24 protein-coding genes and 1 riboswitch are annotated in these 23805 nt (G+C 40.3%); of the genes, 23 read left to right on the top strand and 1 reads right to left on the bottom strand.

The window, feature by feature from the left end; translation table 11 throughout:
- Positions 1–3 precede the first annotated feature (3 nt).
- The 6 genes from KFO35_RS01325 (at position 4) to thiT (ending at position 6028) form a co-directional block, all read left to right on the top strand.
- A complete protein-coding gene (locus KFO35_RS01325; RefSeq protein WP_002315885.1) occupies positions 4–684 on the top strand; it encodes a metal ABC transporter ATP-binding protein in 681 nt (226 codons plus the stop codon).
- Positions 657–1481, top strand: a complete 825-nt coding sequence (locus tag KFO35_RS01320; protein WP_002287344.1) for a metal ABC transporter permease — start codon at positions 657–659, stop codon at positions 1479–1481. Before KFO35_RS01325 ends, KFO35_RS01320 begins: the two co-directional genes overlap by 28 nt.
- Positions 1482–1647: 166 nt before the next feature.
- On the top strand, positions 1648–2466 hold the full coding sequence (purR, locus tag KFO35_RS01315) for a pur operon repressor (RefSeq protein WP_002287345.1): 819 nt from the start codon (positions 1648–1650) through the stop codon (positions 2464–2466).
- Positions 2467–2846: 380 nt separating this feature from the next.
- Positions 2847–4220 (top strand): bifunctional UDP-N-acetylglucosamine diphosphorylase/glucosamine-1-phosphate N-acetyltransferase GlmU, encoded by a 1374-nt coding sequence (glmU, locus tag KFO35_RS01310; protein ID WP_002315886.1) that lies wholly within the window; start codon positions 2847–2849, stop codon positions 4218–4220.
- 93 nt (positions 4221–4313) lie between these two features.
- Complete coding sequence (locus KFO35_RS01305) at positions 4314–5285, top strand: ribose-phosphate diphosphokinase (protein ID WP_002287347.1); 972 nt, start codon at positions 4314–4316, stop codon at positions 5283–5285.
- A 5-nt stretch (positions 5286–5290) separates the two neighbouring features.
- Positions 5291–5393: riboswitch (TPP riboswitch) on the top strand.
- Positions 5394–5458: 65 nt separating this feature from the next.
- On the top strand, positions 5459–6028 hold the full coding sequence (gene thiT, locus KFO35_RS01300) for an energy-coupled thiamine transporter ThiT (protein WP_002315887.1): 570 nt from the start codon (positions 5459–5461) through the stop codon (positions 6026–6028).
- Positions 6029–6110: 82 nt separating this feature from the next.
- On the opposite strand, the gene KFO35_RS01295 is transcribed toward thiT, so the two are convergent.
- Positions 6111–6884, bottom strand: coding sequence for a hypothetical protein (locus KFO35_RS01295; protein ID WP_025477350.1), 774 nt, complete (start codon positions 6882–6884; stop codon positions 6111–6113).
- Between the two features lie 256 nt (positions 6885–7140).
- On the opposite strand from KFO35_RS01295, the gene KFO35_RS01290 reads away from it, so the two are divergent.
- The 17 genes from KFO35_RS01290 to mreD all read left to right on the top strand — a co-directional run bounded on the left by KFO35_RS01290 (position 7141) and on the right by mreD (position 23726).
- Positions 7141–8841: a patatin-like phospholipase family protein gene (locus KFO35_RS01290; protein WP_156272018.1), complete on the top strand. Its 1701-nt coding sequence runs from the start codon at positions 7141–7143 to the stop codon at positions 8839–8841.
- Positions 8811–9029: a YdbC family protein gene (locus tag KFO35_RS01285; protein WP_002293064.1), complete on the top strand. Its 219-nt coding sequence runs from the start codon at positions 8811–8813 to the stop codon at positions 9027–9029. The genes KFO35_RS01290 and KFO35_RS01285 overlap by 31 nt, the downstream gene beginning before the upstream one ends.
- Before the next feature lie 19 nt (positions 9030–9048).
- On the top strand, positions 9049–9939 hold the full coding sequence (locus KFO35_RS01280) for a YicC/YloC family endoribonuclease (protein WP_002315890.1): 891 nt from the start codon (positions 9049–9051) through the stop codon (positions 9937–9939).
- 17 nt (positions 9940–9956) lie between these two features.
- A complete protein-coding gene (locus KFO35_RS01275) occupies positions 9957–10241 on the top strand; it encodes a hypothetical protein (RefSeq protein ID WP_033650092.1) in 285 nt (94 codons plus the stop codon).
- A 364-nt stretch (positions 10242–10605) separates the two neighbouring features.
- Complete coding sequence (gene gmk, locus KFO35_RS01270) at positions 10606–11220, top strand: guanylate kinase (protein WP_156272016.1); 615 nt, start codon at positions 10606–10608, stop codon at positions 11218–11220.
- Between the two features lie 4 nt (positions 11221–11224).
- On the top strand, positions 11225–11530 hold the full coding sequence (gene rpoZ, locus KFO35_RS01265; RefSeq protein WP_002287365.1) for a DNA-directed RNA polymerase subunit omega: 306 nt from the start codon (positions 11225–11227) through the stop codon (positions 11528–11530).
- A 252-nt stretch (positions 11531–11782) separates the two neighbouring features.
- Complete coding sequence (gene priA / locus KFO35_RS01260) at positions 11783–14191, top strand: primosomal protein N' (protein WP_002315892.1); 2409 nt, start codon at positions 11783–11785, stop codon at positions 14189–14191.
- 14 nt (positions 14192–14205) lie between these two features.
- Positions 14206–14697, top strand: a complete 492-nt coding sequence (def, locus tag KFO35_RS01255) for a peptide deformylase (protein WP_002315893.1) — start codon at positions 14206–14208, stop codon at positions 14695–14697.
- Positions 14690–15628, top strand: a complete 939-nt coding sequence (gene fmt / locus KFO35_RS01250; protein ID WP_002293059.1) for a methionyl-tRNA formyltransferase — start codon at positions 14690–14692, stop codon at positions 15626–15628. The genes def and fmt overlap by 8 nt, the downstream gene beginning before the upstream one ends.
- The gene (rsmB, locus tag KFO35_RS01245; RefSeq protein WP_002315894.1) at positions 15628–16986 is read left to right on the top strand and encodes a 16S rRNA (cytosine(967)-C(5))-methyltransferase RsmB; all 1359 of its coding nucleotides are present in this window, start codon (positions 15628–15630) and stop codon (positions 16984–16986) included. Before fmt ends, rsmB begins: the two co-directional genes overlap by 1 nt.
- Positions 16987–16998: 12 nt before the next feature.
- Positions 16999–17739: a Stp1/IreP family PP2C-type Ser/Thr phosphatase gene (locus tag KFO35_RS01240; protein WP_002315895.1), complete on the top strand. Its 741-nt coding sequence runs from the start codon at positions 16999–17001 to the stop codon at positions 17737–17739.
- Positions 17736–19805, top strand: coding sequence for a Stk1 family PASTA domain-containing Ser/Thr kinase (pknB, locus tag KFO35_RS01235; protein WP_156272014.1), 2070 nt, complete (start codon positions 17736–17738; stop codon positions 19803–19805). Before KFO35_RS01240 ends, pknB begins: the two co-directional genes overlap by 4 nt.
- 196 nt (positions 19806–20001) lie before the next feature.
- Positions 20002–20901, top strand: coding sequence for a ribosome small subunit-dependent GTPase A (gene rsgA, locus KFO35_RS01230; protein ID WP_002315897.1), 900 nt, complete (start codon positions 20002–20004; stop codon positions 20899–20901).
- A 12-nt stretch (positions 20902–20913) separates the two neighbouring features.
- Entirely contained in the window at positions 20914–21564 is a 651-nt protein-coding gene (rpe, locus tag KFO35_RS01225) for a ribulose-phosphate 3-epimerase (RefSeq protein ID WP_002315898.1), read from the top strand.
- Positions 21565–22203, top strand: coding sequence for a thiamine diphosphokinase (locus KFO35_RS01220; protein WP_156272012.1), 639 nt, complete (start codon positions 21565–21567; stop codon positions 22201–22203).
- Positions 22204–22358: 155 nt separating this feature from the next.
- Positions 22359–23213 carry a rod shape-determining protein MreC gene (gene mreC / locus KFO35_RS01215; protein WP_002293051.1) on the top strand — a complete coding sequence of 285 codons (855 nt, stop codon included), beginning with the start codon at positions 22359–22361 and terminating at the stop codon, positions 23211–23213.
- A 3-nt stretch (positions 23214–23216) separates the two neighbouring features.
- Positions 23217–23726 carry a rod shape-determining protein MreD gene (gene mreD / locus KFO35_RS01210; RefSeq protein WP_156272010.1) on the top strand — a complete coding sequence of 170 codons (510 nt, stop codon included), beginning with the start codon at positions 23217–23219 and terminating at the stop codon, positions 23724–23726.
- Positions 23727–23805: the final 79 nt, after the last annotated feature.

The raw sequence follows: 23805 nt of genomic DNA, 5'->3' as shown, positions 1-23805 counted from the left end.
AAGGTGCGTTACATCGAAATATCTGATTTGACCTTTTATTATGATGATGAACCAGTACTAGAAGATGTCTCCTATCATGTAGACGCGGGTGAATTTGTCATTTTGACTGGAGAAAATGGAGCAGCCAAGTCAACCTTGGTGAAAGCATCGTTAGGATTACTGAAACCTTCAAAAGGAACGATAAAGATTGCTGAGAAAAATCAAGAGGGAAAAAAATTAAGTATCGGCTATATTCCCCAACAAGTTGCATCTTTCAATGCAGGTTTTCCAAGTACGGTGATCGAATTAGTCCGATCAGGAAGATACCCAAGAGGCCGCTGGTTCAAGCGTCTCTCTGAAAAAGATCATCAACATGTACAGCGGGCTCTAGAAGCTGTTGGGATGTGGGATATGCGAAACCGGCGGATAGGTGAATTGTCTGGCGGACAAAAGCAGCGGATCAGCTTAGCACGTATTTTTGCTACTGATCCTGACTTATTTGTCCTTGATGAGCCAACAACAGGAATGGATGAAGAGTCTCGAAATGAGTTTTATCGCCTTCTTCGACATAGTGCCCATGTCCATGGGAAATCAGTTCTAATGATCACTCATGATCATGAAGATATCAAACAGTATGCGGACAGACAGATCCGACTGGTGAGAAAGGAGGATTCTCAATGGCGTTGCTTTCATATGAATTCATGAGAAGAGCTTTTCTTGCGGCTATCTTCATAGCGGGGATCGCCCCGATGCTAGGTGTGTTTTTAGTGATCAGAAGACAATCGCTGATGGCTGATACACTTTCTCATGTCTCTTTAGCAGGGGTAGCGTTAGGATTCTTTTTGAACCTTAATCCTACACTTACGACCATGCTAGTCGTTGTGCTAGCAGCTGTGATATTGGAATATCTGCGAACGATCTACCGAACCTATTCGGAAATCTCCATTGCCATTTTAATGGCTGGCGGTTTAGCGCTAGCTTTAGTATTAATGAATCTGAGTGGCGGGAATTCTGCAACAAGCATCCAATCTTATCTGTTTGGTTCGATCGTGACCATTACTTGGGAGCAAGTCATCTTTTTAGGAATCTTATTCGTTGCGATCGGTATATTGTTCTTTTTATTCAAACGTCCGATGTATGTTCTGACTTTTGATGAGGATACCGCCCATGTGGATGGATTACCCGTTCATTTGATGTCAATGATGTTCAATGTGATTACTGGTGTAGCTATTGCTGTGATGATCCCGATTGCCGGTGCACTTTTGATATCCGCAATCATGGTTCTTCCTGCAGCAATCGGTATGCGGTTAGGTAAAAGTTTCAATGTTGTGATTGCTATCAGTGTTTGTGTCGGATTTCTAGGGATGCTGTCAGGATTGACTAGCTCGTTTTATCTAGATACCCCTCCAGGAGCAACAATCACATTAGTCTTTATTGCTTTGTTCCTGATTGTAAATATCATCAAACGAATATTGGTTGCCTTTAGAAGAAAAAATAACTGAATGATAAAGAAAAGAAGCCTGATAAAAACGAAAAATTTTTTATAGGCTTCTTTTTATTTTAATAAATACCGAACTATTTTCTTATTTTTTCATAAAATGCTCGAATTTTTGAAGAAAAACTTATATAATGTAAAACGATAAAATTTCTTAAAAGGAGTTGGAATAGGTGAAAGTACGTCGCAGTGAACGTCTGGTTGACATGACACAGTATTTATTGAATCACCCGCATGAATTGATTTCCTTAACAAGCTTTGCCGAACGTTATGAATCTGCTAAATCTTCCATCAGTGAAGATTTGGGAATCATCAAGAAAACATTTAAAGAACGAGGGTATGGTACCTTGGAAACAATCCCAGGTGCTGCAGGTGGTGTATTGTTCATCCCTGAAATTTCATATGAAGAGGCGAAAAAATATATTGAATCTCTAGCAGAACGTCTATCAGAACAAGATCGTCTGCTTCCAGGAGGATATGTTTATCTCTCTGATTTGTTAGGAGAACCTGAACTGCTGCGTCAAGTTGGGAGAATCATTGCTTCTAAATACCTTGGTGAAAAAATCGATGCTGTAATGACTGTGGCCACAAAAGGCGTACCTATTGCCCAAGCTGTGTCCTATTATCTGAATGCACCATTCGTTATTGTACGCCGAGACTCAAAAATAACAGAAGGATCAACAGTCAGTGTCAACTATGTGTCCGGTTCTTCTGAAAGAATTGAAAAAATGGAATTGTCTAAGAGAAGCTTGAAACGTGGTTCACGTGTCCTTGTAGTGGATGATTTCATGAAAGGCGGCGGAACAGTCAACGGAATGAAGAGCTTGATCGAAGAATTCGAATCAGAACTTGTTGGCATCACTGTATTTGCCGAATCGAAATTCAACGGACATCGCGCTATCGATGATTATACGTCACTGCTTTATGTCAAAGATGTAGATACTCAAACGAAAAATATCACGGTTGTGCCGGGAAATTATTTTTCAGAATAAGAGGTTGTGAAAAAGCCGCTTAGTTTCGAGTAGTAAGAAAAATTTTGTGAAAATGGCTTTCCACATTTTTTCATAAATTTGGCTTAATACCGAGAAACTGGCTTTTGAACACCGTTTATCTAGAGGTTGTAAGCCTACCGTTTAACTCTAAGTCACAAGAAACGATTTCAAAAAACAGCTTTTCATGTTTTATGAGTAGTGTGACTTGTGACTGAGGGGTTGGTAGGAGAGCGCCGGTTACCCAATAGATAGGCCCTTTATGGTCTATCTATTTTTTTATCCAAAGAACACCGTGATGAAAGAAAATCACTTGTTTTGTTGAAAAAATGGGTATACTGGGATAAACTGAAATCAGCAAACTATATTTAGGAGTGACGCAGTTGGACGCACGTTATGCAATTATTTTGGCGGCAGGGAAAGGTACCCGCATGAAGTCAAAATTATATAAAGTTTTACATCCCGTCTCTGGTAAACCTATGGTAGAACATATCATCAATCGGGTCAGTGAAACGAAACCAGATGAAGTGATTACCATCGTTGGACACGGAGCAGAACAAGTCAAAGCACAACTAGGAGAACGCAGTAAATATGCGTTACAGGCGGAGCAATTGGGAACAGGACATGCTGTTTTGCAAGCCGCTTCTTTCTTGGAAGGAAAAAAAGGAACGACGTTAGTTATCAGTGGCGATACACCATTATTGACTACTGAAACGCTGAACAATCTTTTTGAATATCACCAAGGAAAAAATGCAAGTGCGACGATCTTGACGGCACAAGCAGAAAACCCAACAGGATATGGTCGGATCATTCGTGACCATATTGGGATCGTAGAAAAAATCGTGGAACAAAAAGACGCAACACCAGAAGAAGCACTTGTACAAGAAATCAATACAGGAACATACTGTTTTGACAACGAAGCTTTGTTCGATGCGTTAAGCAAAGTCGGAACAAACAATGCTCAAGGTGAATACTATCTGACAGATATCATCGAAATCTTAAAAGAAGAAGGCAATACAGTTGCTGCTTATCAAACAGATGATTTCGAAGAATCAATGGGAGTCAATGATCGGATCGCGTTAGCTAAAGCAAATGAGATCATGAGAAAGCGGATCAACCAGATGCATATGGTCAATGGCGTAAGCTTTGTCGATTCAGCAACGACATACATCGATGCAGGCGTAGAGATTGGTCCAGACACATTGATTGAAGCAGGTGTACAAATCCAAGGCAATACAGTCATCGGTTCTGATTGTGTCATCGGGGCACATTCAAAAATCGTAGACAGTAGGATTGAGGATCACGTCGTCATTGAAAACTCAGTCATTGAAAGCAGCCATGTCAAGAAACATGCAGATGTGGGACCTTATGCACATTTACGACCAAAAGCTGAAATTGGCGAAAACGTCCATATCGGAAACTTTGTGGAAGTGAAAAATGCTCAAATCGGCAAAGGAACGAAAGTCGGTCACTTGACGTATGTTGGTGATGCTACGTTGGGAGAAGAGATCAATGTCGGATGTGGTGTTGTCTTTGTCAACTATGATGGAAAGAACAAGCATCATACGACTGTCGGCGACCACAGCTTTATTGGTTCTAGCACGAATATCATCGGACCTGTCGAGGTAGCTAAAAACAGTTCGATTGCTGCCGGGTCAACAATTACAGACGATATTCCAGAATATGCGCTGGCAATTGCGAGAGCAAGACAAGTCAATAAAGAAGGATATGCAAAAAAACTCCCTTATCTAAACTAAGACTTTTGCAAAATCACTTGATTTATTTAAAAAATATGACTACTATTTATTAGGTAGAATTCTAGAGTTGTGAAAAAGAAAGTGGAGGTCCCCATGTCAAAACATTACTTTGACCCAAGATTAAAAATTTTTGCGTTAAATTCCAATCGCCCATTAGCAGAGAAAATTGCAGCAGCAGTCGGTGTCGAGTTAGGAAAATCATCTGTTACTCAATTTAGTGATGGAGAAATTCAAGTAAACATTGAAGAAAGTATTCGTGGATCGCATGTCTATGTGATCCAATCAACGAGCAGCCCAGTCAATGATAACTTGATGGAGTTGCTGATCATGATTGATGCACTGAAACGAGCAAGTGCAAAAACAATCAACGTAGTCATGCCTTATTATGGTTATGCGCGTCAAGATCGTAAAGCACGTGCACGGGAACCAATCACAGCGAAATTAGTAGCAAACATGATCCAAAAAGCCGGTGCAACACGAATGCTGACTTTGGACCTTCATGCAGTCCAAATCCAAGGTTTCTTTGATATTCCCGTCGATCATTTGATGGGTGCGCCACTTATTGCTAATTATTTCTTGGAAAAAGGAATCAAAGGCGATGATGTTGTCGTTGTTTCACCAGACCACGGTGGCGTTACACGAGCACGTAAATTAGCGGAATTCTTGAAATCTCCGATTGCGATCATCGACAAACGCCGTCCAAAAGCAAATGTTGCAGAAGTAATGAACATCATTGGTCAAGTCAAAGGCAAAACTTGTGTACTGATCGACGATATGATCGATACAGCAGGTACGATCACATTGGCTGCCAATGCTTTGAAAGAAGCTGGTGCAACAAGTGTGTATGCTTCATGTACCCATCCAGTATTATCTGGTCCTGCTTTACAAAGAATAGAAGATTCAGCTATCGAGCGACTAGTTGTCACAGACTCGATCTATCTTCCAGAAGATCGTAAAATCGATAAAATCGATGAAGTAAGTGTTGGCGGACTAATGGGAGATGCAATCAAACGTATCCATGAAAACAAACCAGTTAGTCCATTATTTGAAACAAAAAATAAATAATAAATAAACTCACAAAGGGGAGTCCAATTGGGCTGAGATTGAATCTATTTCTAAACCCTTCGTACCTGTTTCGGTTATGCGAGCGTAGGAATTGTGAAAAAACAGCTGTTTGAAAATTTTCGAAAGCTGCTTCCTCCTTTGTGACTTTTTTATTCAAAGGAGGAAGTTTTTTTATGGGAAAAAATAGAGTTTGGGTAGAAGGAACGATTGTTGCAGCGTTAGCGATGGTGCTGTCATTGATACCAATCCAGATCGGCAGCAGTTTTTCTATTTCATTAGGGCAGATTCCGTTGACGCTTTTTGCGTTAAGAAGAGGGGCAAAGGCAGGGATGCTAGCAGGTTTCATTTGGGGGATCTTACACTTTCCGTTGGGACAAGTTTATTATTTAAGTGTCGTTCAAGTGTTGATTGAGTATCCGATTGCTTATACTTTTGCAGGTGCAGCAGGGCTCATGGCTTCAAATGTCCAAAAAAGCTATGCAGATGGAAATACGAAACAAATCAGAAAAAACATAGTGTTTGGTGCATTGATTGGCGCACTTTCCAGATATTTTTGGCATTTTATTGCGGGAGTTGTTTTCTGGGGAGCCTATGCACTATGGGGGATGAATCCTTGGCTCTTTTCTTTCGTAATGAATGGTGCTAGCGGGTTGAGCACAGCGATTGTGACGATGATCGTTTTATTAGGGATCCAACAAACGATTCCATCGCTTTTTGTGCCAGATAAACGACAGAATCTTTAAATAAAAAAGGAAACAAAAAACTTGAGACAGAATCATGTCCTAAGTTCCTTGTTTCCTTTTTGTTTTTCGGTAAGAAATAGATTCACTTCAATGGCAGATAAGAAAGACCGGCATCTTCTACCAATTGCCAGCGTCGATCGTTGCCAGAGTAGATTAAAGTAGCGACGACTTCTTCTTCCCGATACCGAGTACCTTTCAATTTCCAAATATAGTCCTCAATCACATAAATAGGAATACGGTATTCGTCATCGATCAAACCAACTTGATCAAAAGAAAAAATGATCCCTTCCTGCATTAAATTACGCATTTCTTTCAATAATTCCACACTGATTTTTTCAACAGGAGTTTCCTTTTTAAAAAAGGATTTTTTTACATTGATCTTATCTGACAGGATAGAACTTAATTTACTAGCAAAAATCCTGTAAAATTCATCTAAATAGCGATAATAAATTCGGTTCAATTGATCGTTCAGATCGAAGTACACGAAATTATTTTGTAGCTTATAAAAAAATGGTGAGTGGAGGTGTGTTTTCATATGGCCAAAATATAACAATTCTGAAATTTCTAAAGGTGTCAATTCTTTCAGCATCGTTAAATCAGTAAAGTCGATCCATTTCAATTCATCGAATCCACGCCTGTTTCGAGAAGAGGAAAAGAAACGCTGGATATTTTCTGTACCACGGATTACTTTCAGTCCTGTATGAGATTCGTATTCTCCAGCAGAAGCAGATGGATCAAGCAAGAGCAAGTTTTGAGGAAAATGCACGATACTGTTTGCAAAATCAGTAGCAGTCAGTCCTTTTGTTAAAACAGCATTACTTGTGGTATCAATATGTACATAAACTGACTCAGTCATCATGTTCCTCCTCTTATTTCCTCTTAATCTCTTTTATTTTACAACATTTGCATAAAAAAAGCTTGTTTCTTTTATTTTAAAATTCCATTACAAAATCACGTTTTCATTGAAAATACTCTCATTTTCAATTAATTTTTGTATTTTTTATTTAAAGGTGGTTTTATGAATTGTTTTCTTATGGAATATCCAAAGTCGAATACGATACTCATGAACTTTTTTCGACGTACTGGTATACTTGAAGAAAAAGGAGAAAGCGATGGAGATAAAAAAAGTTTACTTTTCACAGAAAATGTCGCTGTATTCGCGTATCAACCAAGCAAAACAACCTCTTCCGTTTTTTCAAAGCCATCAAGAAAGTAGAGAAGCATTTTGGCGTTCTGCAAAAAAGCAATGTGCCTTTGAAGCAGTATCAAAAAAATATACCATCTATTTTACTATTGATAAAAGTAGAGAAGATGTTATTTTTAATAACTTGCTGATCGAAGGCGTAACTTTTGAATGGCAAAAACTTTTTCAGCATATGGAAGCTTGCGCTCGTTTTTTTATTAAAGAAAACTGTTGTTTTTTATTTCAATCTCCTCTATCAGAAGAATGGTTGCGTATTTTTCATAAAAACGGCTATCAAGGAACCATGCAACTAAATAAAAAGCTGGTCTATCACACAGCATTTGTATTAGGAGGAGGGGGAGCACACGGTGCCTATCAGATTGGTGTATGGCAGGCGCTGAAGGAACATAACATCCAATTTGAAATCATCACTGGGACCTCGGTAGGTGCGCTGAACGGCGCATTGATTTTACAAGGAGACATGGAAAAAGCTGTGGGTTTATGGAAAAAGCTATCAACCAGACAAGTGCTTGCGTTACCAGAAATGGCTGACGTAGAAGACTTGCGTGAACGTTTCTATCAAGAAAGACGCCAAATGACGAAAACGGCACTAGTTGAAGGTGGGGTTTCGTCTGCGCCATTGGAAAAGCTGGTCAAGGAAAATTTAGATTTGTCTTTGCTCAAATACAATTCCAAAATACGTTTATACACGGTGTCTACTAAATTGCCAGAACTAGCGGAAGTAGTGACTGCTATCCAACAAACAAAAACAGAAGAAATACCAGATTGGATACTTGCCTCTGCTTCATTTTATCCTGCTATGGCTTACCGAAAGATCGGAAAAAATAAATATGCAGATGGTGGATATCGTAACAAAATTCCTATTGATATCGCGATTAACGAAGGCGCAACAGAGGCGTTTGTCGTGGATGTGCAAGGACCAGGGCCAGCGAAAAGAATCCGTGTGCCAGATACGTTTATCCATTGGAAATGTCAAACATTGTGGACGCTTGGCAGCTTTCTGCTTTTTGATAGCCAAAGAAACCAATTAAATTTACAATTAGGCTATCTGGAAATGAAAAAACGATTAGGCTGTTACTACGGGAATTGGTATACATTTGATTCTGTCAAACAAGCAGGAACATGCTGGCGTGGATTTTTATCTTACTTAATAAAAGAACTTCAGTTAGAGCTATCTTTTTTCAAAACCATAAAATTTTGGCAAAAACTGCGTAATATATATAAGAACAGGGTCGAACCAGAAACATGCGGACTGGCGATGCTGGAACTTTTAGCAAAAAAACATTTTTTATTGCCAAACAAAGTCTATGAAGTAGATTGGATGTTTCAAATGATCTGCCAACAAGATAGAAAAAGTATGCCAGACGATTTATTGGCACAAGTTGGTCAATTAAGTACAGAAGAATGGCGGAGGTATCGAAAATATCAGCAGAAAATACAAAATGAACGCACGAAAGCCGTTTATTTTGAAAAACTGCTGCAAGAAAAATGTAAGGATCGTTTGCAGCGTGAACTGCTTGAACAGCCAGTTGACACATTACTGATCCTATATTTATATTATCTCAAGGAGGAACAACCATGGCACAAGAATTTTCATATGAAATCGTAGAAGAAATCGCTGTTTTATCAGAAAACAACAAAGGATGGCGTAAAGAGCTGAACTTAGTCAGCTGGAATGGTCGTCCGCCAAAATTCGATCTTCGAGATTGGGCACCCGACCATGAAAAGATGGGGAAAGGGCTGACACTGACGAACGAAGAGTTTGAACAACTGCAAAAAGCAATAGAAAATATGTAATGAGGAAGGACCCTGTCGAATGAAAAGTATGACTGGTTTTGGCAAAGCCATCCGCGAAACAAAAGCATATCAGCTAGATATCGAAATAAAAAGTGTCAATCAGCGTTTTCTAGATGTCCAAATACGAAGTCCTAAAATCCTGAACTTTATTGAAAACGATTTTCGTCAGCTTATCAAACAGCAGTTAAGCCGCGGACGGATCGAGGTATTTGTGAATCTAGCTTATATTGGCAAAAATGAAAAGCAGATCGTCATCAACTGGGAATTGATTGATTCACTTATCACCCAATTGACAGACGGGATTCAACAACGATACGGGAGTCAAAATCAAGTGTCAATTCGTCGGCTGGCGGAACGCTTCGCGCTGGATGAAAACTTCGTAACGGTAGAAGAAAAACCGGAAGAGAGCATGGAAGAATTGGCACAGTTAGCTCTAGATACATTGAAAAGTGCACTTGATTCTATTGAAGCCAGTCGAGAAAAAGAAGGACAAGCCTTAGCTTCAGTGCTGAAAAAGAACACGGAAGAATTCAAACAAGTACTAAAAAAACTCAATAGTTTTGTAGACATCTATGAACAGGAATTTCAATTAAGGTATCAAAAAAAGCTGGAGGAATTTCTTGGAGCGAAAGTGGATGAGCAACGGTTGCTGACGGAGTTGGCTATCTTGCTGGAACGTGGAGATATCCACGAGGAACTGGACCGTTTGGCAATCCATGTCCAAAAACTAGATGAACTTATCGAGGCGCAATGTCCTGTAGGGCGAGAATTAGATTTTTTGATCCAGGAAATGAATCGGGAAATCAACACGATCGGTTCCAAATCAAATGCAATCGAAATTAAAAATCAAGTCGTCCAATCCAAGACGATCTTAGAAAAAATCAGAGAACAGGTCCAAAATATTGAATGACGAAAGAGGTAGAGACAATGAAATACTATGACGTAACGTTCCACGAATTAAGTGGAAAAACTGTTGTTAAACGGGATATCCCTTCTGAAAAAAACGGCTTTGACGTATGGAAAGATGCCTGTGCAGACTATACTGAGAACGAACTGTTTATTTTGATCAACGACGGTGCTTACGTGACGATGAATCGGAAATTTATTGTTCGAATCGACACAGAAGAGGTAGAAGATCCGACAGAAAAAGCACGTTCTCGAAAAGATGAGATCATGGGTGTAGTGAATACTTTGTCCAATATGGGCTTTTAGCAAGGATGCTGAACAAAGAAATACAATAAATAATCAGAATTGCATTTCTACGCTTAGCTTCTTTGCTCTAGGAATACATTTAAAGGTTGTGACAAAATTCGTGTCACAACCTTTTTTTATTTTGAATAAGTGATGTTCAAAAACCATTTTCTCGGTATGAAGCCAAATTTATGCAAAAATGTGAGAAGCCATTTTTATTTGGCTGTTCTTATTACTTGATGCAGGGCAGCTTTTTTACGACCTCTTGGTACAGGGTAGCTTTTTTACCAATTTCTAGCTATAATTAAAGATAACCTTGAAAGTTGCAGAAAAAAAGTGCAAAATAAACGATAAGTACAAAAAGACTAGTTGAAAGGACGTCGTCATGTCAGAGCGTGGATTATTAATCGTGTTGTCTGGTCCATCCGGTGTAGGAAAAGGCACAGTACGAAAAGCAATTTTTGAGAGTGAGGATAATGATTTTCAGTATTCAATCTCAATGACTACCCGTAAAATGCGTGAAGGGGAGGTCGAAGGCGTTGATTATTTCTTCCGAAGCAAAGAAGAGTTTGAATCAATGATCGAAGCTGGAGAGATGCTGGAATACGCAGAATATGTCGGGAATTATTATGGAACGCCTTTGTCATATGTCAACAAGACATTGGATGAAGGAAAAGATGTTTTCTTGGAGATTGAAGTCCAAGGAGCAAAACAAGTCAAAGAAAAAGTGCCCGATGGTGTATTCATTTTTTTGACTCCGCCAGATTTAGCGGAATTAAAATCACGGATCGTAGGCCGAGGAACAGATGCAGATGAAGTAATCGAAGAACGAATGAAAGTTGCAAAAGAAGAAATCGAAATGATGGCTCTTTACGACTATGCTGTTGTAAATGATGAAGTGTCGCTAGCAGTTGAACGAATCAAACACATTATTGCCAGTGAACATTTTCGAGTAGATCGCGTAATCGGTAAATATATTAAAATGTTAAAGGAGATGTAGTCTTATGATGTTAAAACCTTCAATTGACTCACTATTAGATCGTGTAAATTCAAAATATTCTCTAGTAATTTTAGCAAGCAAACGCGCGCATGAGTTGGATGCAAGTGCACAACCTACACTAGATTCTTTTGATTCAGTAAAAAGCGTTGGTCAAGCTTTAGAAGAAATCGATGCAGGGAATGTAGTCAATGATCCCCATCCTGAATTAAAACGTGAACGTTTGAAGATGGAAGAAGAGGAACGTCAAGCTCAAAAAGAGCGTGAACAACACGAATTGGAATCACGTATCCGCGAAGAGCAAAAAATGTAATAAAGAAAAGTAGAGCGAGCATCTAAAAAGAAAAGCAAACCCAGCTGTTTCCTTTTCAAATATTCGCCTCTTATTGTCTGGTAGAAAAGGCTGTGTCTGAACTTTTTGACACAGTTCTTTTTTTTCTTATCCGCTGTTAATTTTTTGTTAGGATTTGGCAGAAAATAAGACAAATCCAGCGATCTCTAGTAAAATAGGCAAGGAACTTTTTGTCGCTTGATATGAAAAGACAAAAAAAGGAGGAAACGAACCATGACATTAACAGCTGAAGTCATTGTGGACGTACCTACTATGCAGACCGATCAGCCATTCACCTATCTGGTTCCCTCTGAAATGGAAACAGCTTTGCAAGTCGGGATGCGGGTAGAGGTCCCTTTTGGTAATGGCAATCGTCATGTCCAAGGATTTGTTATGGCTATCCAAAAATCAGAAGAATCAGCTAACCCATCGTTGAAGGCAGTGATCCGTTTGCTGGACCTTGCCCCAGTGGTCAATGAAGAATTACTTTCATTAGCTGATTATATGAAAAAGATCACTTATGCATTCAAAATCACTTGTCTACAAACGATGCTTCCGAGTGTGATGAAAGCAGAATATGATAAATTGATCTATCCTTTGGCAGATACACCAGAAATTCAGGCATTGTTTGGTCAACGGGAAGTGATTTCCTGGAAAGAAGCAGAAGAAGAAGGCAGCCTTTCTCAGTTGATTCGTTGGCGCCAAGAGCAATTAGTAGATATCAAATACGAAGTCCATACACGAAATAAAGTAAAAACGATTCGTTTGGTCCGTTCCCTATTAACTGAAAAACAAATCGAAGAAGAATGGGCAAAATTACGGCAAAATGCCAAGAAACAAAAAGAGCTTCTTTTGTGTTTATCTGAACTGAGCCAAGAAGAACCAATCGCTTATTTCAAAGATAAAGAAATCAGTACTGCTGTCTTGAATCAAGGAAAAGAAAAGGGCTGGCTGGAGTTTGTAGAATCAGAACGTTATCGAGACCCTTATCAAGACCGAGTATTTGACCAAACGACGGCATTGGAACTGAATGCAGAACAAAAAAATGCTGTCGAACAAATCATCACAGCAGGTCAGCAACAAAAAGATCAGGTCTTTTTGCTAGAGGGAATCACCGGTAGTGGAAAAACAGAAGTATATCTTCAATCAATCGCTGATGTTTTGTCAGAAAATAAAACGGCTATTATGTTAGTGCCTGAAATCGCATTGACTCCGCAAATGGTCGAGCGATTCAAAGGACGCTTCGGTGAATCAGTTGCGGTCTTACATAGCGGACTTTCCCAAGGTGAAAAATATGATGAATGGCGCAAGATCGAGCGGGAAGAAGCACAAGTAGTAGTAGGCGCGCGCTCTGCTATTTTTGCTCCGCTGAAAAATATAGGATTGATCATTATCGATGAAGAACATGAATCAAGTTATAAACAAGATGAGACGCCGCGTTATCATGCGAGAGATTTAGCTATTTGGCGCAGTAAATACCATCATTGCCCAATAGTCCTTGGAAGTGCGACACCCTCTTTGGAATCAAGAGCACGAGCTCAAAAAGGCGTGTATCAGTTATTGCAGTTGAACCACCGAGCTAAAGTAGCTGCACAACTTCCAGCTATTGAGATCGTAGACATGCGTGAAGAGTTTCAGAATCATCGGACCTCTACTTTTTCTGCTAATTTGCAGGAAAAGATACAAGATCGGTTAGACAAAAAAGAACAAACTGTCCTACTGCTCAATCGTCGAGGATATTCGTCTTTTGTGATGTGCAGAGACTGCGGATTTGTTCTCCCATGCCCTAATTGCGATATCTCTCTTACCTTGCATATGGATACACGTTCGATGCGCTGTCATTATTGCGGACACGAAGAACCTATTCCTAATCGCTGTCCCAATTGTGGGGGCAACAAAATCCGCTACTATGGGACAGGCACCCAAAAAGTAGAAGAGGAACTCCGAGAACTTTATCCGCAAGCTAGGATTTTGCGTATGGATGTAGATACCACCCGAAGAAAAGGGGCACACGAACAGATTTTACAAAAATTCGGTGCAAAAGAAGCAGATATTTTATTAGGGACGCAAATGATCGCTAAAGGCTTGGATTTTCCAGAAGTCACATTAGTTGGCGTGTTGAATGCCGATACCTCCCTGAATTTACCGGATTTTCGTTCTAGCGAGCATACATTCCAATTGCTGACCCAAGTTTCAGGACGAGCAGGACGAGCGGAAAAACTAGGCGAAGTCGTGATCCAAACGTTCAATCCTCAGCATTACGCTATAGAATTGGCTAAAAAACAAAACTATGAACAGTTTTATCAGCAGGAAATGCATGTACGGCATCGTGGAGGTTACCCTCCGTATTACTTTACTGTGAAAATAACTGCCAGCCATCCTGAAGAACAAGTGGCGGCAAAGAAAATCTTTCAGATTGCCAATCAGCTAAAAGAAGTATTAAGTCCTCAAAGTTTGTTACTAGGACCAACACCCAGCATGATTTTGAGAGTGAAAAATCGATACTATTATCAACTGATCATCAAATATAAACATGAGCCGAATCTTCCTCATGTTTTGGATGAAATCTTGAATGGAAGCCAGAAAGAACAGCGGCAAGGTCTTTTTGTGGCAATTGACAACGAACCATTAAACTTTATTTAAGAAAGGACCAACTTATGCGCTATCCTATATTGATCCACCCTAATGATAAATTAAAAAGACCTGCTCAGCCAATCGACGTGATCACGGATGAAACGATTGCTTTGTTAGACAACTTATATGAGACGATGATTGCGAATGACGGAATAGGGATTGCTGCTCCTCAAGTAGGAAAAAACAAGAGAATCGCTGTGATCGAAGTAGATGAAGGCGAAAAATTCGAACTGATAAACCCAGAAATCATTGAAGCAAAAGGTGAAAGCATGGACGTAGAAGGCTGTCTCAGTATTCCGCATGTCTATGGAACAGTCAAGCGAGCAGATGAAGTGACTGTACGCTATTATGACCGAGATGGAGAAGAGATAGAAGTGACAGCTTTCGGCTATTTAGCCCGTGCCTTCCAGCATGAAATCGATCACTTAGACGGTATTCTGTTCATTGAGAAAATGGTACAGCAGATCCCGGAAGAAGAACTTGAAGAATATATGGAGGAACATCTTGATGACTAAGTTAGTATTTATGGGCACACCTGCTTTTTCTGTGCCAATTCTTGAAGGGCTGATAGAATCAGGCTACGAGATCCAGGCAGTAGTCACACAGCCCGACCGTCCAGTTGGGCGGAAACGAGTAATTACGCCGACACCGGTAAAAGAAGCTGCTCTAAAGCACGGTATCCGTGTGTTGCAACCAGAGAAAATCTCCGGTTCGCCAGAAATGGAAGAAATCATTGAATTGGCACCTGATTTGATCGTCACTGCGGCGTTTGGCCAGTTCTTGCCTGAAAAGTTATTGCAAGTGCCAAAATTAGGGGCAATCAATGTCCATGCTTCTTTACTTCCTAAATATCGGGGAGGTGCGCCTGTTCATTATGCCATCATGAATGGGGAGAAAGAAACTGGTGTAACGATCATGGAAATGATCAAAAAAATGGATGCAGGCGGAATCTATGCGCAAGAAAGCATGCCAATCACTAAACAAGATGATGTGGGGACGATGTTTGAAAAGCTCAGCCTTTTAGGAAGAAAGCTATTGCTAGAAACATTGCCTAATATTTTGAATGGACAAAAACCAGTTCCTCAAGACGAGTCAAAAGCCACTTTTTCGCCAAACATCACACGTGAACAAGAAGCGGTCGATTGGCATAAAACTGCAGAAGAAATCGACAACCAAGTACGCGGGATGCGTCCTTGGCCGATTGCATTCACGACTTATGAAGGTACACGCTGGAAATTATTATCAGTTGAAGTACTGGCAGAAAGTACAGACGAAGCACCAGGCACGATCATCCGAAAAGACAAAAAAAATCTATGGATTGCTTGCGGTAAACAGACTGTATTAGCCATCAATGAATTACAGCCAGCTGGTAAAGGAAAACAAGCCGTACACGATTTTCTTAACGGAAGCGGTCAGCAAGTTCAGATTGGTCAGCAGGTGAAATAATGAAAAAAATCCCTAAAAAAATGAAAAAATCTGTACGATATATGGCATTACTGACATTAGAGCGAGTGAACAAGGGTGGCGCCTACTCGAATCTTTTGTTGAATGAGATGATCAAACAAAGCGAGCTAAATCAAAAAGATGTGGGTCTATTTACAGAATTGATCTACGGTACGATTAGCCATCAGCGACTATTGGAATTTTACGTTGCACCATTGATCGCTAAAGCAAAAAAAGTGGATGACTGGGTCAAGACGCTTCTTTATCTTTCTGTATATCAATTAGAATTTTTAGATAAAGTCCCTGCACATGCTATTTTAAACGAGGCGGTCGAAATCGCGAAAGTAAAAGGAAATCCTGGGACAGGAAAATTTGTAAATGGTGTTTTGAGGAATTATCAGCGTCAAGGAGCACCAGATCTGCAAGGCATTGCTGATCCTATCGAAAGACTTTCTGTCAAAATCAGCCTGCCTCTATGGATGACGAAGCGGTTGGTGGATCAAATCGGTTACGAAGAAACTGAAAAGCTCGGTTTATCGCTATATCAGCCTAGCCATGCTAGTGCCCGAGTAGATACACGCCGACTTTCCAGAGATCAGGCCATCACTGTTTTGCAAGAAGAAGAGATCACAGCTGAAAAAAGCCAAGTCAGTCCATGCGGTATAGTAGCGAAAAAAGGGCATTTAGCTTCTAGCTCATTGTTCCACGATGGCGTCATGACGATCCAAGATGAAAGTTCGATGCTTGTAGCGCCGTCTATGCAAATCGAGCATGAACATCATGTCTTAGATGCCTGTGCAGCACCCGGAGGTAAGACGACACATATTGCTTCTTTTTTGGATCCCTCATGTGGTGGGGAAGTGATTGCTTTAGATGTACATGAACACAAAGTCAAACTCATTGAAGAAAATGCAACACGTCTGGGTGTCTCTTCTGCTGTTTACGCTCAAAAGATGGATGCTAGAGAAGTCAGCAAGCAGTTTGAACCAGAGCAGTTCGATCGGATTTTAGTAGACGCGCCTTGTTCAGGTCTAGGGCTCCTTCGGCGAAAACCAGATATCCGTTATAAAAAACAGCCGGATGAATTAGCGAATTTACCAAAAATCCAATTGGAAATTTTAGAAAGCTGCGCACCAGCTTTAAAGTCTTCCGGTATTCTGACTTATAGTACTTGTACGATCTTAAAAGAAGAAAACCAAGACGTTGTTTCTGCTTTCTTGGAAACACACCCTGATTTTGAGAGGATTGATGTTTTGACCGATCCTATGCTACAATCATCAATCGTAGAGAAAATGTTGACTTTGTATCCGCATCAGTTTTACACAGATGGATTTTTCATTTGTTGTTTGCGCAAAAAGTAATGAGGTGAAAAAATGCAGATTGAATATCAATCAGATGTAGGAAGACGACGTAACACCAATCAAGACTATGCCAGTGTATTTACTAGCCGTTCAGGTCTCAAGCTTGCTGTATTAGCAGATGGGATGGGTGGGCACCGTGCTGGAGACATTGCCAGTCAAATGGCGGTAACAAATCTAGGCGAAGCTTGGGAAGAACAAGAAGCTGCCGACGATGAAAAAATCGCCCAGTGGTTCATTCAATCGATTCAAGAGGAAAATGTGCTGATTTATCAGCGAGGACAAGAACAGCCGGAATATAACGGTATGGGAACAACAATCGTAGCGGCAGCTCTGTCAGATGACTGGTTCACGATTGCGAATGTTGGCGACAGCAGAGCGTATTTGATTCGCGAAGATAAAATCATGCAATTGACAGAGGATCATTCTTTAGTTAACGAACTAGTCAAATCAGGGGAAATCAGCGAAGAAATGGCAGTGAACCATCCAAGAAAGAATATTTTAACACGTTCTGTCGGCATGCCAGGAACAGTCGAAGTAGATGTTTCTACTCATCTTTGGCAGCTAAAAGATCGCTTGCTGTTATGTTCAGATGGCTTGACGAATATGCTATCTGAAGAAGAAATAGGAACGATCATTAATCAAGAAGGCCCGTTATCCCATAAAGTAACTGAGCTGATTGATCGTGCCAATGAAGCAGGCGGAGCGGATAATATCACCGTTCTTCTTATCGAATATAAGGAGGACAGTGTATGATCGAGTTGGGAAAAAAATTAAATGGCCGTTATCAAATCACGGGGAATATCGGTAGTGGTGGTATGGCTAATGTATTTTTGGCGCACGATTTGATCTTGGATCGAGATGTAGCAGTCAAAGTCTTACGATTCGACTTTCAAAATGATCAAACCGCGATTCGACGATTTCAGCGAGAAGCTTTAGCAGCAACAGAACTCGTTCATCCAAATATTGTCAGTGTTTACGATGTTGGTGAAGAAGACAATATGCAGTACCTAGTGATGGAATACGTCAAAGGAATGGACTTGAAACGATATATCCAAACACATTATCCTGTTCCTTATGAAACAGCAGTAAATATTATGCAGCAGATTCTTTCTGCTATTTCTTTAGCTCATAACCATCAAATCATCCACCGAGATTTGAAACCCCAAAACGTATTGATCGATAACGAAGGTGTAGTAAAAATCACGGATTTCGGGATTGCTATTGCTTTATCTGAAACATCGATCACACAGACGAATACGATGTTGGGATCTGTTCATTACCTATCTCCTGAGCAAGCAAGAGGGAGTATGGCAACGAAGCAGTCAGATATTTATGCTTTAGGGATCATTCTTTATGAGATGCTGACAGGTAGCGTGCCGTTTGACGGCGAATCTGCTGTGACGATTGCTTTAAAACATTTCCAAGATGATCTTCCATCCATAAAGGCACTTGATCCAAATGTACCGCAAGCACTGGAAAATGTGATTTTACGGGCGACGGCTAAAGAACCTGCAGACCGTTACAAGTCAGCCGAAGAAATGTCTGATGATCTTTCTACAGTATTATCACCAGCTCGTGCAAACGAAGAAAAATGGCAACCTCATGCGATGGATAACGAAACAAAAGTTATCACACCGCTTGCGGCAGATACACCAATGCCGGATTCTTTCAAATCTATGCCTCTGCCAAAAGACGAACCGAGAAACGAAACATTGCCGGAAGAGGAAGAAGTTCTGCCTGACCCTAAAAAGAAAGGACAGAAAAAATGGTGGCTGATCCTGTTAGCTGTCCTCGCTGTTTTAGGAATCGGAACAGCTGTATTCTTTGCTTATGGCGGACGAGGAGAAGTTGTTGTTCCTGATGTTTCTGATCTTTCTGAAGCTTCTGCCAGAGAAACACTCGCAAAAGCGAAATTAGAAGTAGCAACAAAAACAGAAGAAATTGCAGATGACAAAATCGAAGAAGGCAATGTGGTGAAGACAGACCCTGCAGCGGGAACGACAGTCAAGCAAAAACGCGAAGTCACTCTTTATATCAGCAGTGGCACGAAAAAAATCAAATTAGACGATTACAGTGGTAAAAGTTATGAAGATGCTGAAGCAAGTTTGAAAGAATTAGGATTTTCTGCTGATTTGATTCAAAAAGAAGAGGAATTCAGTTCAGAGGTAGAAAGCGGAATGATCATTTCGCAATCTCCATCAGAAGATACAGAAGTCGATCCTAAAACAGACACGATTACTTTCACAGTCAGCAAAGGACCAGAAACAGTGACTTTGAGTAGTCATGTAGGAGAAAACTACGAAACTGTCCGTAATTGGCTTGTTACACAAGGATTCAATATCAATAATATTAGTGCTACTTATGACTATAGCGACACTGTGCCATCGGGTTCGATCATTAGTCAGGATCCAGTCTCAGGTGAAGTTGTAGCAGAAGAAACTTACATCAGTTTTGTCGTAAGCCAAGGAACAGAACCTAAACTGAATGACATCTCCGGCTATACAAAAAGCGAAGCACAAAGTTATTTGGCTAGTATTGGTGCAGAATATATCGGTCATGAGACTTCTGAATATTCAAGCACGGTGGATAAGGACAAAGTAATCCGTACAGTGCCAGGGGCAGGTACGACGATTACCAAAGGAATGGTTGTAAACGTGATTTACTCTAAAGGACCAGATCCAGCGTCTTCTAGTTCTGAGAAAGATTCTTCAGACAGTTCTAGCAGCTCAAGTAGCTCTAGCAGTACGAGCAGCTCTTCCAAAGAAGAATCTTCCAGCACCACAAGTTCATCAGATAGTACCTCAGAAAGCTCAAAATAAGTTTTTAATAAAATAGAACAAAGAGGTTGTGACAGAAGCTACTTCTGGAACACCGTTTATTCGAAGGGACTGTGCCGCAGTCCCTTTTTTGTGTTTTCTATCCCTTTTGATTAGTTTTCAAGCCCTTTACTTTGAGAAGTTTGCGTGGAACGACACCTACTTTCCTCTTCATATGGTAAAATAAACAAAAACGGAGGTGGCACTTATCAAAGGACAAATCAGAAAAGCAATCAGCGGTTTTTACTATGTATACGCAGACGGAGAGACCTATCAAACAAGAGGAAGAGGGAATTTCCGGAATCGGAAAATCACGCCGCTTGTCGGAGATCAGGTAATCTTTGAGAGTGAAAATCAAACAGACGGCTATCTTCTGGAAATCTTGCCGAGAAAAAATCAATTAGTTCGCCCGCCAGTCACAAATGTTGATCTTGGAATCATTGTCACAAGTATCGTGGAACCTGCATTTTCTTATAATCTGCTTGACCGCTTTCTAGTTACCTTGGAATATGAATCAATCGAACCGCTCATTTTTTTGACGAAGACCGACTTGTCAGACGATCCGAAAACAATCGAAGAAATCAAGCAAACCTATACTAAGATAGGCTACCCAGTGATTGTACCTAATCATGCAGGTGACACGACAGAATTGATCCGTTATTTTCCAGAACGGCTATCGGTCTTCATGGGACAGTCTGGAGCAGGAAAATCAACACTACTGAATCAAATATCTCCAGAACTGAATTTAGCAACAGGAGAGATTTCTGATGCACTTGGAAGAGGGCGGCATACAACACGGCATGTGGAGCTTCTCCCTATCTACGGTGGGTTAGTAGCAGATACACCAGGATTCAGCTCGATTGACTTTTTGACTATCGAAGCAGGAGAATTGCCAAGACAATTTCCGGAATTTGTGGAAGCTTCTGCCCATTGCAAATTTAGAGAGTGCATGCATGCCAAAGAACCTGGCTGTGAAGTGAAACATAGAGTAGAAACAGGTGGTATCGCACAGACACGTTACGATAATTATTTGCAATTCTTACAAGAAATCGAGAAAAGAAAACCCATGTATACGAAAAAAGAAGGTAAACGAAAATAGGAGGAACCAAGAATGAAAATAGCACCATCCATTTTGAGCGCAGATTTTGCCAATTTGCAAAGAGATATTGAGTTAGTAGAAAAAGGAGGCGCAGATTACATCCACGTAGATGTCATGGATGGCCAATTTGTCCCAAATATCACATTAGGGCCAAATATTGTTCAGGCAATCCGACCTGTCACTAAATTACCGCTAGACGTCCATCTGATGATCGTTGATCCGGAAAATTACATTCCAGCATTTGCGAAAGCTGGAGCAGATATCATTACTGTTCATGTAGAAGCAACTCCTCATATCCATCGGGCACTCCAAATGACAAAAAGCTTAGGTGTCAAAGCTGGAGTAGTTATTAATCCGGGGACACCAGTCTCCATGATCAAACATGTTTTGCCTTTGGCTAATCAAGTGCTGGTCATGACTGTCAATCCTGGGTTTGGCGGACAAAGCTTTATTGAAGAAACGGTAGAAAAAATCACAGAACTCGCTGATCTACGTAAAGAGAACAATTGGTCTTATGCAATCGAAGTAGATGGCGGAATCGTTCCAGAAACAGCAAAAATCTGTAAAGATGCAGGGGCGGATGTCTTTGTTGCAGGATCATATATCTATGGAGCCGAAAATCCAGTCGGACAAATCGAACGGTTAAAAGAGGCATTAGATTAAATGAAAATTTTATTAGCTGCTGGAGGTAATCCGGAAAACTGGCCGCAGCCTCTACTGACCAAATACGATGCCTATATCGGAATAGATCGTGGTGCGCTGTATCTGCTTCAAGCAGGCTACCCAGTAGATCTGGCAGTAGGTGATTTTGATTCATTGTCGAACGAAGAGCAGGAGGAAGTATTTGCAAAAGCCAAAGAGTATGCCCGTTCACCCGCAGAAAAAGACGATACAGATACACAATTGGGGATCTTAAAGACATTTGAACGTTATCCGCAAGCTGAAGTCACTTTGATCGGCGCCACAGGCGGAAGATTGGATCATCTTTTAGCCAATCTCTGGTTAGGTCTGGAACCTCGATTCAAACCGTTTGCCCATCAGCTTATTATTAGAGATCGTCAAAATTATTTGGCTTATTATTTGCCTGGAAAGCATATAGTAAGACAGATTCCAAGTATGAAGTATCTAGCTTATTGCTGTTTGACGCCCGTCTCGGCTCTTACATTGAAAGGCAGTAAGTATGTATTGGAAAATAAAGCAGTTGAATACCCGACATCTTATGCAAGTAACGAGTTTCTTTCAGATACCGCTGAATTTTCTTTTTCAGATGGTATGATTGCAGTTATTCAAAGCAAAGACTGACCAATGAACAAAAGGAAAAGTTTTGTCTTTCAGGCTAAAAATGACAGAATCTATTATTTACTAAAAAAAAGCTTAAGAGGAGCAACTTGCCTTTTGTTTCCCGGCATTTAGTGATAAAATTGAACACAAGAGTCTAATTAATTCGAGGTGTCTTTGTGAAGAAGTTCAATCCTAATAAAAATATTATTATTACCTTGGTTATTGTTATCATCGTGGTGACGATACTAAGTGTGACCGCTGCACAGCGAGCGAATGAAGGAAAGCCTAATTTCTTCCAATCCATCGTTAATGACAGTGTTGCAATGGTTGATAAAACAATCTCTGCCCCAGTACGGTGGGTGCGAAACGGAGTAGATTCTGTCCATAATCTTTTTTCAACTTATGCCGAAAATGAGCGGTTAAAAGAAAAAATCGATAGCTATGATGACGTTGCACAGCAAAACAAGAATTACGAGAGAGAAATCGAATCTTTGAAAAAAGAACTTGATTTGAACCAGACGCTGACGAGTTACGAAAAAGTAACGGCAAATGTCATTACTCGTTCACCAGATAGCTGGCAGGACATGCTGATCGTAGACAAGGGTTCTAAAGACGGTATCGAAGCAAATATGGCAGTCATGTCGCAAAAAGGATTGATCGGCCGAGTGATCGAAGTCAATACAGCTTCGTCTAAAATCGAATTACTGTCATCCTCTAACGAAAGCTCCAATCATTTTCCAGTACGGGTATCTTCGGCTAATGGCGAAGCATTCGGTTTGCTTAAAAACTATGATGAAAAACTCCATGCATTAGTGGTGACCCAATTGACTGGTGATACGGATATCAAAGAAGGGGATGTTGTTCAGACATCCGGTCTTGGAGGAAATTCTCCAGCTAACTTGCCGATCGGTACGGTTATCAAAACGAAACCAGACAGTTATGGCCTGGATCGGGAAGTTTATGTGAAACCTTATGCAGAAATGTATGATGTGTCAGTTGTGACGATTGTCCAACGGCTAGCGGAGGATTAGTCCATGTTGAAAAAAGAAACAATGAAGTACTATCTGCCAATCGTTCTTTTCTTTTTGATGTTGATAGATGGCCATTTAACAAGAATGCTAGGAGAGTGGTCGAAAGGCAGTTATATGTCAAATGCCCACTTTCTGATCTTGGCATTGTTATGTTGCAGTATGGCATTTGAAAAACGCTATTTGCTAATCACCACGATTGTTCTCGGTGCAGTCTATGATGTTTACTATATCGGTGTTATCGGTATCTATGCCGTAGCTCTCCCTTTGATCGTATGGTTGATGTACGTAATGAAAGATGTCATCCACGTCAACATCTTTACTGAACTTTTCAGTATGATTATCTTTGTCACGGGGTATGAACTGTTTACGATGGTGGTCCAATTGATTTTTAAACTAGCAGTAGTAAATAACACGTATTTTATTACAAGGTTCTTAGGGCCTACACTGCTGTTGAACATGATTATTTTTGTATTATTCATTTTTCCATTTAAGAAATTATTCAGTGATGAATAATTTCTTTTTTTGTTTTTCCTCTGAAAGCAAAAAAGAATTGTTGTTATCTTAAAAAAAGCCCGTCTTAGCATGCCTTTTT

The organism is Enterococcus lactis (genome assembly GCF_015751045.1).
GTDB classification, from domain to species: Bacteria; Bacillota; Bacilli; order Lactobacillales; family Enterococcaceae; genus Enterococcus_B; species Enterococcus_B lactis.
Note: the sequence above shows the minus strand (reverse complement) of the source record. Positions and strands in the feature narration are given on the sequence as shown.